The sequence below is a fragment of the Gimesia fumaroli genome (assembly GCF_007754425.1).
In the GTDB taxonomy this organism is placed as follows: Bacteria; Planctomycetota; Planctomycetia; order Planctomycetales; family Planctomycetaceae; genus Gimesia; species Gimesia fumaroli.
In genome coordinates, this window is the sequence record NZ_CP037452.1 from 4,882,506 (window position 1) to 4,898,233 (window position 15,728).

Genomic DNA, 15,728 nt, shown 5'->3' on the forward strand with positions numbered 1-15,728 from the left:
AACCAATCACGCGAAATAATATTTCAGCCCTGCACATCATAACGGCGGCGAACGCTGTTCCGCTCGGAATCTAAGATTGCTAAAATGGCGGCCTGTTGATGTTTTCAATCGCATAAACACGCCTCATTAAGCTTAACGGAAAGCGTTTCCCATGTGCCGCTGGCTTGCCTATTCCGGTTCTCCACTCAAACTGAGTGCCCTGTTAACGCGTCCCAGCCATTCTCTGATTGACCAGAGCCGCCATGCAACGCACAACATTGAGAGTCTGAATGGAGACGGATTTGGTGTGGGCTGGTACGGTGAAGATCCGACGCCGGGCGTTTATCGTGATACGCATCCCGCCTGGAATGATGAAAACTTCCGGCATCTGTCGGAACACATTCAATCGGGGCTGTTCCTGGCACATGTGCGTGCTTCCACGGGAACCGCGGTGCAGAATACCAACTGTCATCCTTTCGCGTTTGAAAACTGGCTGTTTCAACACAACGGTTCGGTTCCCGAATTTCGTTCCCTCAGACGAGAACTATTGTTCGACGTCGATCCCGATTTGTTTCCCTTTATTCAGGGTTCAACCGATTCAGAAATTCTGTTTTTCCTGGCCCTCACTTTTGGTTTGCGCGATGACGCTCCCCAAGCCCTGGCCCGGATGATCGGTCATGTCGAACGTGCCCGCCAGTCCGCCGGCATCAAAGCGCCCCTCTTTTTTAGTGCCTGTGTAACCGACGGACAGAGCCTCTGGGCGGTACGTTATTCCAGCAACAACGAGTCCCGAACGTTGTATCACAGCAGTCATTTGCATGCCCTGCACGATCTTGATGGTAGCTATGGGAGTCTACCAGCCGATGCAACGATTGTCGTCTCCGAACCATTGGACGACTTAACCGAAAACTGGCAGGAAGTTCCCGAATCGTCTCTGCTGACCGTGGAACAAGGTGCGGTGAGCGTCACCGCCTTTGTACCAGGAACCTGAGCCAAAGTCGTCATAGCCCAAAGCAGTGACAAGCAGCTTTATTCGATAACCAGTTCAACGTCTTCATAGACTTCGCCTGATTTCAAGTCAAGCTTCTCCCATGTTCCTGGCAGACCGGAAGTCGCGATGAAATGGAATGGGTCCACTCGGATATAATTCTCTCCGGGGCGAACGAACTTCAATTCGAAGGTCCCATCTTCTTTGGTCTTTGTAGTGGGATCGTAATAGCGATTGACCAGTAAATCTGCTGCCTGAGAACCAACGCGAAGCCCTTTTACGTTTCGACCACTGGCTGATACAACGCGTCCTTTGATGGTACAAGGGCGAGTCAACGTCAGGTTAAAGTCTTCGAATTTCTGGTCAGGACTGGAATGAACGGGCTGGCTCACTCCATTTGCCCAGTTGCGCCATTGCTGATATTTGCCATCGTGGACCATCAGATTGTATTCGAAGCGGTTGCCGGCAGGCATGACGACGCGATAGCTACCATCCTCTTTTGTCTGGACACTGTAACGCGTATCGCCGGTTAACGAGTTCCCACTACCGCTTTTTGCTGGAGCAACGGTGGCTCCGGCAACGGGATTGCCATCAGGATCAAATACTTTTCCAGAGAATTCAACCCCTTTCTCCACTACAATCGAAACGGGGGCCATTCCAGTTGAGAGGTTAAAAGTTAAAGCATCAAAGTTACGCTGCCAGCCGTCTTGTTGAATCGTCTTGTGTTGCCACTCCTTTACAGCATCGGGAGACCACCAGCGACCTAAGATGCCATGAAAATAGCCATTGACACCGTTGATTTTTTGAGACTTTCCATAGCCAACCTGAAAACGGAATTCGCCGGGCAGCATCTCGTCGATCACGATTTTCCCATTCGCATCAGACTTGCCAACCACAGAGAGATCACGCCAGGACCAGAGTACAACCTGCTCTACCGGTTTGCCTGTGTCGGCATCGATCACACGGGCCTCAAAACGAACGCCCTGTTTCAGTTGAAGATCCAGCGTTTTTGCCTGATCACTGGCGACCACAATATTGGGGACACGCGCCACGCCGACCCCGGGAACAGAAACACGCATCTCATAGGTATCTGGAAAGACATACATTCGATAGCGACCAGAGACATCCGTCTTCGTCTCTGTCTTCACCTCGCTGATCATGACTCCGGGCCCCCGTTTCGGTCCCTGTAGCCCCTGGATCATGGCATTCGCAACTGGTTTCCCACTGGGGTCCAGTAGTTGACCTTCGATATAGGTTTTGTTGTTGAGTGTGACAGTCAGAAGGTCCTCTCCACAGGCCTGTTGCACGATATAATGTGGCGAATAACCAGGTTTACTGATACGAACTTCCGCGCGTCCACCGTCTGATTTTGGTTTTAATCTGAAGATCCCCTGCTTGTTGGTTTTCGTTTCCGTCCCTTTCCACCACGTCCAGGCATCCACCAGAACTCCTTCAATCGGTTTGCCCTGTTCGTCAATGACGATCCCCACAATTTCATTAGGGGCAGCCGGCTTTGGTTGTCCATCAGCCTCTGCTGACTTTGGCTCACTGGTATCAGCTCCTTGTTCCTGCAAAACCAGAGGAGTTGCACGATCATCAATGGGATCGGCAACCGAGGGAACCTGGAATGCCAGGAGACAGAACAGTCCCAGAAACATTGTCGTCGTAATCAGGCTGCCGGTTTCGAACAAGCGGTCTTTCTGACTTCGTCTGTGCCCCAGGATTCGTTCAATCCGAATGCCTAGAATTGACACACGACCTGTTGCTGAAACAGCAATCGGATTCATTCTGGTCGACCCCGCTTTCGCAATTTCAGCGACATCAATTAGTAATTTTGCATACTCGTCAGCATGACTGCCCGCTGCAACGACAGCGGCATCGCAGCAGAATTCACGTTCCAGTCGTACCCGTTTTGAAATAAACCAGACCACCGGGTGAAAGAAGAGTACTGCTTCTAATGTATTCTGAGCCAGATTAAACAGGTGATCGTAACGCCGGATGTGGGTCAATTCGTGAAACAGAATCTGTTCCAGTTGTTCCGGTTTTAGTCGAGTCAGACAGGCCAACGGTAACAGGACCGTCGGCCGAAAGATGCCAACCACAGATGGAACGCCGACTTGTTGACACCACATGACAGGAGGCTGCAGTGCAAGTCCAATTTGACGAGTGACCTTTTCAATCGAAGCGACGAGCTCCGGTTGAGTCACCGGCGTCGCAAGCTGTCGGTAGATACGGCTGAGATAGACACCGAATCCCAGTCGCGCAACGAAAAATAATACTCCCACAAAGTAAGCCGCAATCAACAGAGGTGCGATGCGACGATAATCCCAGGATCGTGTGGAGACAGGGAAACGCGTCTTTTCCGCCGAAGACAGTTCTTGTGCTGCGCTCGTATTAAATCCCTCCTGCATTTCCGTCGTCGTCAGTGGGATTGTCTCTTTTGCAGGCGCCTGTATCGCGGGCTTCGTCTGACCGGTAGATGTGAGAACTTCTGATGTAGATGAGACAGGGTCACTGATTGTCAAATACGTTACAGGCACACACAGACCAAAAATCAGGAGACAAACCAGCCCCCAGGCGTGCCGCGACTGGGGTGAGCGATTTCGAAGCACTCCCATCAAGACCGCGAATCCGGCTCCAATAATGAGCCCCTGCCATAGTAAATGAACGAAACACGTCACGAGGTTCACGCAGAATTCCTGATTCCAGTCCAGCATTTCGATCACTCCTGATTACGGCGGTTGACAATCTCACGCAGTTGAGAAAGATCTTCGTCAGATAGATCCGATGTTTCCAGCAAATTCAGCATGGCCGCAGCTGCTGACCCGTGAAAGACACGTGCGACCAGATCGTGCAACATTCGCTTTGAAGTCGCCTTTTCGGTGACACTGGCACGATACAGATAGCTGCCCCCTGTTTTCTTCCGCTTGACATATCCCTTCTCTTCCATGATCCCCAGAATCGTCATCACGGATTGATACGTCACTTCCCGCTCCGGACTGAGTGCATCACGAATCGCATGTCCCGAAAGCGGGCCTTGCTGCCAGAGCCGTTTTAATATTTCCAATTCCAGTTCAGTGGGATACCGGGTTGTCTGTCGTGCCATTTCTGCTTCCTCATAATCGAATTCTTTCGATTTATAGATCGATTAGATCACACGATACTTTGTCCGTCAAGAATATTATCTAATTAATTAGATAATCTGAACACATCCTAATGACTACTGCGATCACAGAATTCCCCGTGATGGCTTAGCCTGCCTGATAACAAGCAGTTTCCCCAATATCAGGATGATTACTCTGCGAGTTTCTTTCGCACCAGTTTTGCTTGTGCGTCATTCAGAATTTCCCAGCACGCCAGGCCGTTACCGACGAGATCGAATTCGTCGAACTCCCAGACGACGTTTCTGTCGCCGTCCAGTTCCAGTATCTGTGGATTGTTCGGCCCGGCGTGACAGTTGCCGATGACCAGGTTGCCGTTCTCCAACTGCTGCAGGCAGGTAGTCCATTTGAGCTCAACGTCGGTGTCAGGAACCTTGCCTTTGATTTCCCAGACGACTTTTTTGTCCAGGGTGACTTCGAGAACACTGTTGCCGCTGCCCGAAGCGATAAGCGTGTTGCCGTTTTTGAGACGAATGGCACCATACACGCGAGTATTCGTCAAGTAGTCCCAGATGATTTCGCCGTTTCGATTGTATTCGGTCACCACGCCGGGATTTTCCGAACAGACCAAAAACGTGCCTTGTGGCGTGATCCGCGTCAGTCGCGTGGACTGTGTGCCCCCCTTCTTCAGCGGGAATTGATGCACGAGCTTGCCCTGCTGATCGACTTCGATGATCCGCCCGACGCCACTTTCGACAATCACGGTGTTGCCGTTGGGCAGCCGCTTGAACGCATGCACGTCGACCCGCTTGCCCGCGTTCCCATTCATGGTGGCACTGTCATAGGTCCAGACGATTTTTTTATCCAACGTAATCTCTTTGAGCCCGGTCCAGCTATCATGAAACAGAATGTTACCGTTGGGCAGCAGTTGCACATCATGATGCCCCGCGTGTCCCTTCTCAGGACCTGCCGTTTGATATGACCAGAGCACCTTCCCGTCCGCATCACAGATCGCGAGGATATTTTTCTGATAGGAAGCCCCCACCAGTACCAGCCGCTCAGCAGAGGCGGAAGTAGCCATCAAAAGACACGTCAAAATAATGAGGAACTGCGAGGCGCGTTTCATGGTTTGATAGATTCCTGTTTGATGAGAACTCAATTAGAAATGCGTTATTTGAAGTCCAATTCAATAAAATGATGGGACTTAATGATTTAACACATCATATCATCGTAATCATGCAACCGAAACCCAAATAGAGTGTGGTGTCTGATTTCAGGAATGGAGATTGAATCGTTGCCCCAAAATAGTGTCCGTCTAAATGAATTTAAATTATTTATTGGGTATCTAATAAATAAGTCAGACAATTCCAGAAGTACAGCCACTCTGATTACTGACCGAAAGGACCAGTCTAAAACTTCACAAAACGAAAGGATCTCGCATGATCTCTCGTTGCTTGTCAGTAGTGTGTGCGTTGGCCTGTTTGCAGACCTTGTCTGCCCCGGTCCAGGCAGATGACGTGTTTGAAAAACCGGTTCGTTTGAAAGCCGACGGAAAAGTCATTGATACCGGCGATCACTGGGGGCATAGTAGTCCCTGTATTGAAGATCTGGACGGAGATCGACTCGATGATCTCATTCTGGGAGATTTCAGAGGAAATTTTCATTTCTATAAAAACGTCGGTCGTAGTGATGCCCCCGTCTACATTAGCATCGGAAAAATACAAGCCGCTGGCAAAGACGCGCAAGTTAATATCTATTGCTGCGTTGGTGGACAACCTCGATTTGTTGATCTCGACGGAGATGGTCTCAGAGATTTCATTAGCAGCTCTTACGATCCTGGCTACTGCTACTACTTCCGGTGCTTAGGTCATCAGAAGTTTGCCGCCCCTGTAGAACTGGTTGACAAAGCTGGAATTCCGGTTCGTTTTGCAGTCGATCAAAAAAGAAAGAGTCAGTCGTTTGGCAGTTTTTATACTCCGGTCGACTGGGACGCCGATGGCGATTTTGATTTATTGATCGGCTGTTTTGACGGACATCTGAAACTACGATTGAATGAAGGAAATGCTAAAAAGTTCGTCTTTGCAACCGAAAACCAAACGATCAACGCCGGCAAGGAACCACTCAAAGTCGAAAAGCACTGTTGTCCGGTGGTCGCCGACTGGGACCAGGACGGCCTGTGGGACATTCTCTCGGGAAGTGATGATGGCAGTGTCGTCTGGTTTCGAAATGTCGGTTCCAAAACCGCACCTCAGTTTACAGAAAGCCAGATACTCGTCACCAAACATGATGGTTGTGGCTATGATCTGGTACGCTGGAGTGAACAGGACATTGTTCCCGGTATCCGTTCACAAATTGAAGTCGTCGACTTTAACAAAGATGGTAAGCTCGATCTCCTTCTAGGCGACTTCTGCACGGCGTTTGAGTTCCGAAAGAATCTAACTTCCAAAGAAAAACAGCAGGTCAAAACACTGCTGTCAAAACTCAAACAAGCCGCTGAGCCGTATAGCACAAAACTGAAAGCACTTCAGGATGATATCAGAAAACGGTATCCCGGCGATGGAATCTATACCGATAAAGCAAACGAAGAATGGTCAACAGCCTACAAAGCATTGAAGGACAGCCCGGAAGCAAAAAAAATGGAAGCATTCGAAGCAGAATACGTCAGCCAGATGCAGCCCCTGCTCGCCGGTACGGCCCATAAAGGTAATCACAGCTATGATCTGGCAAAATCACACGGCTATGTCTGGCTGTTTCTAAGAAAGTAATCAGCGCCTTGAATATCAATGCACCCGCTTCAGATAAACAGCGGTCAACTCTGATAGTTTGGTTGATTGTCTATGCCGGGCTTTCCCTGTTCGGTTGTGAAAAGTCCGTTGAACAAAAACACGATGCGGTTAACAGTACTCCCCAAGATCTCACTCAGACGGAAATCACTGAAATCGAGCAAAAACCAACTGAGTTAACACATCGCATCAAGGGAAAGCCGGTTTCTGTGACTCTCCGCGTTCCAAAGAGTCACGTCAAACCAGGCGAGACCTTGGACTTGTCAGTCCTGTTTGAAATCGCTCCCCTATGGGAAATTCGCGCCTTCGATGCGCTACCAGCAGATACAGCGACCCAATTAACACTGAATCTGCCAACTGGTTTTCAAGCGGCGAAAGTATGGGAGTCCCCCTCACCTGATCGCTCTCTGGCCCCCGTTGGACATCCGGCTTATATGGGCAAACCTGTTTTCCATCGCCACATTCAGGTTACCAGCGACGCAGAACCCGGCAAACAGGAAATCACCTGCCACGTCAGCTATCAGGCTTGTGATGAATTTCGCTGTCTGAAACCCGCTGAGATTAAACTCAAGGTTACAGTGCAGGTTGAGAAAGAAAATCAATAAGGAAACTACTGTTTTCAGAAAATCGGTTTAAAGCCGTTTTACCCCTGGTCCCAGCGTTCGATTACGAAATAATCATTGATCTGTTCGATCCAAGCCTGGATGTTGGCAATGCGTTCGTGGGACAGGCCCAGTGTCAGCATGTTAAAGGCGGCTTCCGGGCTGGGGTTATGAAAATATTCCTCAGCCGTGCGACGGGGGATCATCGTATCCAGCGGAAAATTGCTGGATCGAACAAAAGACAGGATACAACACAGAAGCTGATCGTTGTTTAATTCAATCTGCGAATGCGATGGACGTACTTCGAAACGAAATTCCAGCAGACTGTTCCAGACAATATGCAGTACTTGTGTGTCCTCACGGAACAAGTCAATTAAAAATGCAGGCAGGAATTTCAGGAACCCCTCATACGACATGAACAATGGTGCGTCCTGATGATGTGTGATCAACGTGTGATCCAGCTGGTCCCAGGTTTTACCAGCAAAGTCGCACAGGATTTCGTCGAATACAACACCTTCAGCCCGTACCAACTGCGTTCCGTCAATTTCGACCAGATATTGATTCGGCGGGAAGCATTCGTGAATCAGATCGATCACGGTCTGCTGATAATTCCGTTGCCATTCTCTCTTGCTGATCAATTTCACATTCCCGATCCTTTATATGACCAGCCTTTTATTATGAACTCTTGTCTCATTCAGTTATCTCGCGCTGATCAAATATTTTCAATCCCAGTTTTTCCCAAAAATTGTAGTAGCAATCGTGATTTGCGTCTCGTTTAATAGAATAGAGACAGTTCTCCCCCCCGGCATATTGATTCTATCTCCTTTTATTCTTCCGGGGATACAGCGTTTCTAGAATGTGTTTTGATTCCTATCTCCTTTATTTTCATCTTCGAAACCAAGTGTCTCTGGTTGTGAATCGAATTCACAGTCAGTCTATTACCCGATCGGGCCAACGGGATTTTTGAGATTTCACAATTGTAGTCCGATAGAGGGGATTTTACGTATGCGAAAAATTGGTTTTCTACTCACATTGTTTGCGCTGATGATTTTTGCCAGTGATGCCTATGCCCAGCGAGGCGGCGGTGGCGGTCGAGGCGGCGGAGGCCCACGTGGCGGCGGTGGCGGTCAGCAGGGAGGGGGCCCGCGCGGAGGAGGTCAGCAGATGGGACAAGGAGGCGGCGGACAGTGCCAGCAGGGAGGCGGAGGTATGCAGATGCGCGGTGGCGGAATGGGAGCCCAGGGTACAACCACAGACACCACCGAAGTAGTCACCCAGATGTTATTGCAAATGGATCGAAACCGGGATGGGATGATCGCATCGAATGAAGTCCCCACTCAACTGCAAAGCCGGATATCCAATGCGGATATCAACAATGATGGCGTGTTGAATCGGCTGGAACAGATGGCCGTCATCGATCGTGCCAGAATCCTGAGTGGTAATCCCAGAGCAAACGGGATCGGTCTGAATGCCGAGATCTTCCAGAGACTGGATCGAAACCGGGATAATGTAGTCAGTCGAACCGAAGTTCCCAGACAACTCCAACGGTTGTTCCGAACTCTGGATACAAATACGGATGGTTCAATCGACGCCGAAGAACAGACCGTCATTCTGGAACGCATCAAAAGTAAATTGAATCCGGAACAACCTCCCCGAATTAAAAAACCCGCTCTTTGAAAACGCTCATTTTGAGAGGCTCAGGTGCCAGGAATCGATTAACGACTTTGGTGGTGTACTCCTTGGGGCGACTGTAGTTTCGAGTTCCGAGTTCGTGTTATACAGTCGCTTTACTGGTCAACAAAGATTCCTGGCACTTTTTCATTTCACTTTATCACCGCGGAACAGGGATTCGATCGTCATTCTGTCTCGATATTCAGATCAAATTCAATAGTGGTGTCTGGCGCGGAACCGCTCAGGTCGATACCGCATTCTTTAGTTGCCTGATCATTTCTGATTGACTGCAATATTTCATGGTCCGACTCGGGTTCTATTCTGGAATGTTGTCCGTGTCTCTTCTAAGATAGTGATACTACAGTTGTTCTCTTATATAGAGAACCCACTAAATATCACTGATGAAGGTCACTTCCATGAAAATGATGCTGCGCTCGTATCTGGTGGTCTGCTGTCTAATTGGTTTACTGATTCCACCTGCCGTAGCACAACCGCCGGCAAGTTCACTGGAACAACAACTCAAACAAGCCCCGCTGGAACAACTGGCACGCGAATCCCATCAACGGGGAAACCCGAAACGAGGCGCCCTGATTTTTTACAAATCGGTTGCGGCGTGTATCAAGTGCCATGACAGTGGAAACGAGGCGACCCCGCTGGGACCCGATCTGACGCAAACACCGGAAACAGTCTCGGATGAATATCTGATCGAATCGATTCTCTTTCCGTCGAAGAAAATCAAACAGGGATTCGAGACGGTCACGATCCTCACTAATGACGGTAAGGTGATTTCCGGTCTGGTTGCACAAGACCGCAAGGGTTCGCTCGTTTTGCGCGATGCAGCGAACCTGCAACAGGAAATCGTCGTTCCCAAATCAGACATCGACGAGAAAACCGTCGGCAAGAAATCCATGATGCCCGCCGGTCTGGTCGCGACACTGAAAAACCAGGCAGACTTCTATGACCTGGTCAGTTATGTATTCACTGTGGCCCGCGGCGGTCAACAGCGTGCCGCAGAATTGAAACCCTCGGCAGAAGAATTACTCGTCAAAGACGATACGCAAAATCTGGACCACGCGGGCATCCTGCGACGGATGAATCAGCGAGACTTTGAGCAAGGAAAACGGATCTTTCACGGCCTATGCAAGAACTGTCATGGCATGGATGGCAACAAACCGTCCCTGCCCACGGCCCGGGCCTTCGGTTCCCAGCCTTTGAAATTCGGTGCCGACCCGTACCGGATGTTTCTCACACTCTCCAAAGGGAACGGCCTGATGGGGCCGATGCAGCACCTGAGCCCGAAAGAACGTTACCAGGTCGTACATTACATTCGAGAAGCTTTTATGAAACCGAGCAACCCGGTCTACACCGCGGTGACCGAGGAATACCGGAACAGTCTTCCCAAGGGAACAAAGTCAGGCGATTTTGACCTCAACATCGAACGCGATTTCGGCCCGGCACTGGCATCACAGTTGGGGCGAATCACCACCAGTGCCCTGACAGTGAAACTGGATGATGCAACAACCATCTCGTACGACCTGCATACACTGAATCAAGCGGAACTCTGGCAAGACGGGTTTCTCGATTTAAGCCAGACACAACATATTCGCGGACGCGGTGAAGGGGTGCCTCAGCCACAGGGAAAACTACTGAATAATCTGTCGGGCTGGCAGTGGGGCCACAATGGAACCCTCGATTATCCGCAAGAGAATCTGCTTCCACGGGGACCGCTGCCGAAAAAGTGGCTCGATTATCACGGACACTATCTGCACGGCAAGCAACTGGTGCTCTCGTACCAGATTGACGGGCGTGAGATTTTCGAACTGCCGCAAGTCGTCAAAGGGAAAACAGCAGTTCGACACTCCTTACGCGTCGCTCCCGGAAACACACTGGTCCTGGGAACGGCCACTCCCATTAAGAGAGAAGCGAATTTTTTCGGTGTATTAACGGGAAACGAGACGCAGCCTCTACAGAAACAGGGGGCTGCAAAGAACGCAATTGCTATCAGCGGTCGATCACAGGGGACTCAACTCGGTCCCTTTACCGCATCCGCCGTCACCGGGGATATCAGTGGAATGAACTGGCACGTTGACTCACAACAGCGACTGATCTTAACCATCCCCCAAGATGATAAACCACGGCTCGTTGAGGTTATTTGTTTTGCTGGAAGTGGGACGAACGATTTGCAAGCTCTGCGAGGACTGTTAAAAGAAGACAATTCCGTAGCTCCCGTCGATCCTCAAAGTTTGACCGGGGGTGGTCCCGCTAACTGGCCCGCTGTTTTGAAAACCGTCGGTTATCCGGGCCTGGAACAGGGCGCCTATGTGCTGGACACGATCAGCATCCCGGATTCGACTCCCTGGAATACCTGGTTTCGCACCTCGGCACTCGACTTTTTTCCCGATGGTCGCATGGTCGTCTCAACACACGGCGGCGATATCTGGATTGTCTCTGGCATTGATGAGAGCTTGCATAATCTGAAATGGAAACGCTTCGCCGGCGGCCTGTATGAGCCGTTTGGGGTGAAGGTGGTGGACAACACAATCTATGTCACCTGCAAAGATCGATTGACGCGGCTGCATGATCTGAATCAGGACGGCGAAGCCGACTTCTACGAAAGCTTTTCGGCAGACACCGATGTCTCCCGCTTCTTCCATTCGTTTAACTTTGATCTGCACACCGATTCGGAAGGCAACTTTTATTATGCGAAGTGCGGCCAGTATACGAGCTATGCGTTGCCGGGCGCGGTGATTAAAGTCTCACCCGATGGAAAACAACGCGACGTCTATTGCACGGGATTCCGCACGCCCAACGGCATGGGCATGTTGCCCGACAACCGGATGACGGTCAGCGACAATCAGGGCAACTGGATTCCGGCTTCCAAAATCAGCCTGGTCAAGCCGGGCGGCTTTTATGGTTATGTGCAGACACATTCTGGCGGAAACAACTGGGCCCCCGATGGCGGTCGGATTGATCATCGCAAAGTCGTCCCACCGAAATCGTTTGACCAACCGCTGATCTGGATGCCGCAAGACTTTGACAATTCTTCGGGCGGACAACTCTGGATCGACGATCCACGCTGGGGCCCCCTTTCCGGTCGATTGCTGCATACCAGCTTCGGAAAAGGCTGGTTGTATTATCTGATGCTGCAGGAATGGGATAACGTCAGCCAGTCTGCGATCATCAAATTACCCTTTGATTTCAGCACCGGTATTCACAGGGCGCGGGTCAACCCGGCTGACGGTCAGGTTTATGCTGTCGGTCTGGACGGCTGGAACGGCGGCGGCCGACCGGGACTCGTCGATCAAGGCATTCAACGCCTGCGTTATACAGGCAAACCGATTTCACTGGTGACTGATTGCCAGGTCGAACCGGATGGATTACGCATCGACTTCAATTTCCCCCTCGATCCGACAACCGCCGCCGACTTGACTTCTTACGTCGCCGAACACTGGAACTACCATTGGCGCCCCAATTACGGCTCGGACATGTATTCTCCCACCACCGATCAACCGGGCAAAGAGAAGTTAAACTTCACCCAAGCAACCCTTTCCGCAGACGGCAAGAGTGTCAAGCTGACCGTACCTGATCTGAAACCAGTCAATCAAGTGCATCTGAAATTGAATCTGAAAGACCAGCAGAGAAAACCGTTTCACGAAGAGATCTACTGGACCATCAACGGGGTACCAAAAGAGGAATAACGACTAACCAGCTCTAACCATTCAACTCACAATCTCGCCCACGTAGCGCATTGATGACATGACTATAGAGCCCCTGCTCTTGTGGAGACCGAAAATAATCAGCAGGGTGTAGTAACCTTCCTTTCTTCTGGTATTCGGCAACAACCTTCAGCAGCCAATCACTCAGCGAATCGGCAATCGGAACCAGGACATCCGGTGAATGGTTCATGAACAGAACCGTTCCTTCCGGGTACTTTGACTGCTGCGTCGCTATGCAAGTGAAATCACCATTCCCCCATTCATGAATTGTGATGATTCCGTTTTCGCTATCGTAGTCCAAAGATTCCAAATCATAGATTTCATCCGAGAACAACAGCATCCCATTTGTTGTCAAATAAAAGTCGATCAGTTCCGCATTGAGCGGAATATTTTCTGAAATGTCGCTTAATTCCTCGGCTGAAGCGGGCTCTTCGAGCTCAACCTCACACTCTTCGCCATCCTCATCCTCAATCGTCAGTTCAGCAATTTGCGCGATCACCTCTTTCATTTTTGCCATCTGTTAGAGCCCTTATTGTTGTTGGCTGTTCCTGCACCGATTACAATCTTGATGTTAACTCCTGAAAGCGGTCCGGTTTTGCCCACTATGCTTTGAGTATTGTAAATTCTTGATTCAGCTTATGACAAATCATTATATCAGACAATTTGCCCTGCTGTTAATACTCACGATCAGTTTGTGGCCATCACACTGGACGCACACGCATCAGGGTTTGAGCGGGCAACAGTTAGCCAGACATCTGCAATTGTACCACTCGAATACACCCCCATCGCAACTTCCACAAGGTTGGCATTGCCACTCGGACTGGCCGTTTGCTGTAACAGAAAATGAGATCGCTCCCAAAATCCAACCGAACCAGCCTGTTACGTCTGATACAGATCACACTGGCCTGATCTTTGTATTCAATCCCATTCAAAAACCAGGTAAAATTTCCGACCAAACCTCTTCACTCTTCGAGGGGATATGCAGCCAGCAAACCTATCTATTTTTGAATATGCTACTGATTTAAATAGCGTACTGCCGCTATCGATTCTTTAATTTCCTGTGGGTGGACAGATCATTTGAATTTAATTCCACCTGGAATGGATGCTGTCGCTCCCATCACACTTGAATTTTATTTTCACTGATTTTTTAGGAATAAACAAAATGAATCTGAATGTTCGATATCTGCTGACCGCGGGACTGCTTCTGGGAATGGGCGTATTTTTATCCTGGTCTCAGACCTCACCAACGCAAGCCGCTACTACCGAAAAGCCACAAACTGGGGTTCCTGTTGAACCAGATATGCACGAATTCATGGAATATGTGTTCCAGCCGACTTACAGACGTCTGAAGAAATCCCTCTCGACCGAGCCGGATAATAATCAGATCTGGAAAGCCGTCAAATCCGACTCGCTGATTCTGGCAGAAGGTGGAAATCTTCTGTTGCTGCACAAACCTGAAAACAACCGTGCAGACTGGGATCAGCATAGCATTCAGGTGCGCCAGTTTGGTGGTCAGCTCTACAAGGCAGCGAAGGCAAAAGACTATCAAGCCAGCAAAGCGAAATTCGCCTCGATGCTGAAAAACTGCAATGCCTGCCACAAACAATTTGATAATGGCAAGCATCAGCTGAAACCATAACGCTCCCAAATAGTAGAGATAAAAACAAACGCGTCTGAATCATCCCCGGATATTCAGACGCGTTTTATTCAATGAAGAAGGTCGATTCTCCCAGACTATTTCTTAGCCAGATCAACACAGATCAGTTCACTTTCTCCACGGATGTAGAGACGGCTGCCTACGAGGGCACAGTGGGAAAAAATATTCTCAGTACCCGGATTGGAAAAGAGATTCAGCCGGGAATTGACTTTGAACTGCTTTGCTTTGCCGTCGATCAGCACTAACGTCCCTCCCTTGCCGATCACGAGAATCCGTTTCGAATCGGTGATCAGTGCGGCGTAATCTCCGAACGCATTGTCGTCTCCGTACCAGGCGGTTTTCAGTCCGTTTTTCCAGTTAAGACAGTACATCTCATTCCAGACACAAAAGATCTGGTCGCCGATTCGGATCGGCGTACTCATATCAGGGTTCAGATCTTCGTTCACCGCAAGTGGCTTTGGTTTGATGATTCCGTTTTGATCAAAATCATACAAACGAGTCCCGTTATTTTCTGTCGTGACCAGCAGCTTGCCGTCCAGAGCCAACGGCGTGGGAACATTAAAGTCTCCCGTAAATTCCGGAACCACGGTCCAGAGTCTCGCTCCGGTCTTGACGTCCCAGCCTCCCAGCGAGACCGCATCATGGCCGACAATCTGGTGTCGCCCGCCAAATTTACCCACGATGAGCGAACCATAGGCGGCTGCGTTGCCAGGCGTCTGCCATAAGGCTTTCCCGGTCTGTGGATCGAGGGCCACCAGCGAGGCTTCCTTTGCACCGGGGTTCACAATCAGCCGGTTCTCCACGATCATAGGTGACGAACAGCTGCCCCAGGTCGGCTTTTCGAACAGGCCATACTCCCGGTACAGGTTCTTTTTCCAGACGACGTTCCCTGTCGCTAACTCCACGCAATGCAAGTCGCCAAACGCGCCGAACAGAAAAACCAGCTTGCCGTAAATCAACGGCGTGGCACGGGGAGAGTTCCCATAATCGAGTTCCCCCGGCGCCAGATATCCCAGCTCCCATAACACTTTTCCCTCACGAGCGGACAGACATCGGAAGAGATCAGTCTGGTTATTCAAACCGCGATCTCCAAAGACAACCTTGTCCTCGGTCGCGGCAATGCCCCCCAGTCCCGGGAACGCGAGGGTAAAATCCCAGATCCGGTTGGCGGTCGCAGGTAAAGATTCCGGCAGTTTCGGAACCGTACCATTCCGCTTTGGTCCGAGCCAGC

The 15,728-nt window shown here is 50.2% G+C and carries 12 protein-coding genes; 6 read left to right on the top strand and 6 right to left on the bottom strand.

The annotated features are described in order from the left end of the window. The first annotated feature begins 151 nt into the window (after window positions 1-151). A complete protein-coding gene (locus Enr17x_RS18435; RefSeq protein WP_145311196.1) occupies window positions 152-970 on the top strand; it encodes a class II glutamine amidotransferase in 819 nt (272 codons plus the stop codon). Window positions 971-1,008: 38 nt separating this feature from the next. On the opposite strand, the gene Enr17x_RS18440 is transcribed toward Enr17x_RS18435, so the two are convergent. The 3 genes from Enr17x_RS18440 to Enr17x_RS18450 form a co-directional block, all read right to left on the bottom strand. After that, on the bottom strand, window positions 1,009-3,684 hold the full coding sequence (locus Enr17x_RS18440) for a M56 family metallopeptidase (RefSeq protein ID WP_145311197.1): 2,676 nt from the start codon (window positions 3,682-3,684) through the stop codon (window positions 1,009-1,011). 5 nt (window positions 3,685-3,689) lie between these two features. After that, on the bottom strand, window positions 3,690-4,073 hold the full coding sequence (locus Enr17x_RS18445) for a BlaI/MecI/CopY family transcriptional regulator (protein WP_145311198.1): 384 nt from the start codon (window positions 4,071-4,073) through the stop codon (window positions 3,690-3,692). Window positions 4,074-4,261: 188 nt separating this feature from the next. Beyond that, window positions 4,262-5,194 (bottom strand): outer membrane protein assembly factor BamB family protein, encoded by a 933-nt coding sequence (locus tag Enr17x_RS18450; RefSeq protein WP_145311199.1) that lies wholly within the window; start codon window positions 5,192-5,194, stop codon window positions 4,262-4,264. Between the two features lie 313 nt (window positions 5,195-5,507). Here Enr17x_RS18450 and Enr17x_RS18455 point away from each other — a divergent pair, with 313 nt between their 5' ends. After that, window positions 5,508-6,833, top strand: coding sequence for an FG-GAP repeat domain-containing protein (locus tag Enr17x_RS18455; protein ID WP_145311200.1), 1,326 nt, complete (start codon window positions 5,508-5,510; stop codon window positions 6,831-6,833). A gap of 8 nt (window positions 6,834-6,841) precedes the next feature. After that, window positions 6,842-7,456, top strand: a complete 615-nt coding sequence (locus tag Enr17x_RS18460; protein WP_145311201.1) for a hypothetical protein — start codon at window positions 6,842-6,844, stop codon at window positions 7,454-7,456. A gap of 38 nt (window positions 7,457-7,494) precedes the next feature. Here Enr17x_RS18460 and Enr17x_RS18465 read toward each other — a convergent pair whose 3' ends face one another. Then, the gene (locus Enr17x_RS18465; protein WP_145311202.1) at window positions 7,495-8,097 is read right to left on the bottom strand and encodes a hypothetical protein; all 603 of its coding nucleotides are present in this window, start codon (window positions 8,095-8,097) and stop codon (window positions 7,495-7,497) included. A gap of 361 nt (window positions 8,098-8,458) precedes the next feature. Here Enr17x_RS18465 and Enr17x_RS30260 point away from each other — a divergent pair, with 361 nt between their 5' ends. Together Enr17x_RS30260 and Enr17x_RS18475 are read left to right on the top strand one after the other, a co-directional pair. Further along, window positions 8,459-9,130 (top strand): EF-hand domain-containing protein, encoded by a 672-nt coding sequence (locus tag Enr17x_RS30260; RefSeq protein ID WP_198000661.1) that lies wholly within the window; start codon window positions 8,459-8,461, stop codon window positions 9,128-9,130. 410 nt (window positions 9,131-9,540) lie between these two features. Then, window positions 9,541-12,822, top strand: a complete 3,282-nt coding sequence (locus tag Enr17x_RS18475) for a DUF6797 domain-containing protein (protein ID WP_198000662.1) — start codon at window positions 9,541-9,543, stop codon at window positions 12,820-12,822. Between the two features lie 13 nt (window positions 12,823-12,835). Here the strand turns inward: Enr17x_RS18475 and Enr17x_RS18480 are convergent, their stop codons facing one another. Next, window positions 12,836-13,357 (bottom strand): SMI1/KNR4 family protein, encoded by a 522-nt coding sequence (locus Enr17x_RS18480; protein ID WP_145311205.1) that lies wholly within the window; start codon window positions 13,355-13,357, stop codon window positions 12,836-12,838. A 645-nt stretch (window positions 13,358-14,002) separates the two neighbouring features. Between Enr17x_RS18480 and Enr17x_RS18485 the strand changes: the two genes are divergently transcribed. Next, window positions 14,003-14,479 carry a cytochrome c gene (locus Enr17x_RS18485; RefSeq protein ID WP_145311206.1) on the top strand — a complete coding sequence of 159 codons (477 nt, stop codon included), beginning with the start codon at window positions 14,003-14,005 and terminating at the stop codon, window positions 14,477-14,479. A 95-nt stretch (window positions 14,480-14,574) separates the two neighbouring features. Here the strand turns inward: Enr17x_RS18485 and Enr17x_RS18490 are convergent, their stop codons facing one another. After that, complete coding sequence (locus Enr17x_RS18490) at window positions 14,575-15,576, bottom strand: outer membrane protein assembly factor BamB family protein (RefSeq protein ID WP_198000663.1); 1,002 nt, start codon at window positions 15,574-15,576, stop codon at window positions 14,575-14,577. Window positions 15,577-15,728 lie beyond the last annotated feature (152 nt).

What these genes read in the sequence shown, in the direction of transcription:
- Enr17x_RS18445 (WP_145311198.1), bottom strand. Translation starts at nt 4,073, where the DNA reads ATGGCACGACAGACAACCCGGTATCCCACTGAACTGGAATTGGAAATA.
- Enr17x_RS18485 (WP_145311206.1), top strand. Translation starts at nt 14,003, where the DNA reads ATGAATCTGAATGTTCGATATCTGCTGACCGCGGGACTGCTTCTGGGA.
- Enr17x_RS18435 (WP_145311196.1), top strand. Translation starts at nt 152, where the DNA reads ATGTGCCGCTGGCTTGCCTATTCCGGTTCTCCACTCAAACTGAGTGCC.
- Enr17x_RS30260 (WP_198000661.1), top strand. Translation starts at nt 8,459, where the DNA reads ATGCGAAAAATTGGTTTTCTACTCACATTGTTTGCGCTGATGATTTTT.
- Enr17x_RS18440 (WP_145311197.1), bottom strand. Translation starts at nt 3,684, where the DNA reads ATGCTGGACTGGAATCAGGAATTCTGCGTGAACCTCGTGACGTGTTTC.
- Enr17x_RS18480 (WP_145311205.1), bottom strand. Translation starts at nt 13,357, where the DNA reads ATGGCAAAAATGAAAGAGGTGATCGCGCAAATTGCTGAACTGACGATT.
- Enr17x_RS18450 (WP_145311199.1), bottom strand. Translation starts at nt 5,194, where the DNA reads ATGAAACGCGCCTCGCAGTTCCTCATTATTTTGACGTGTCTTTTGATG.
- Enr17x_RS18475 (WP_198000662.1), top strand. Translation starts at nt 9,541, where the DNA reads ATGAAAATGATGCTGCGCTCGTATCTGGTGGTCTGCTGTCTAATTGGT.
- Enr17x_RS18455 (WP_145311200.1), top strand. Translation starts at nt 5,508, where the DNA reads ATGATCTCTCGTTGCTTGTCAGTAGTGTGTGCGTTGGCCTGTTTGCAG.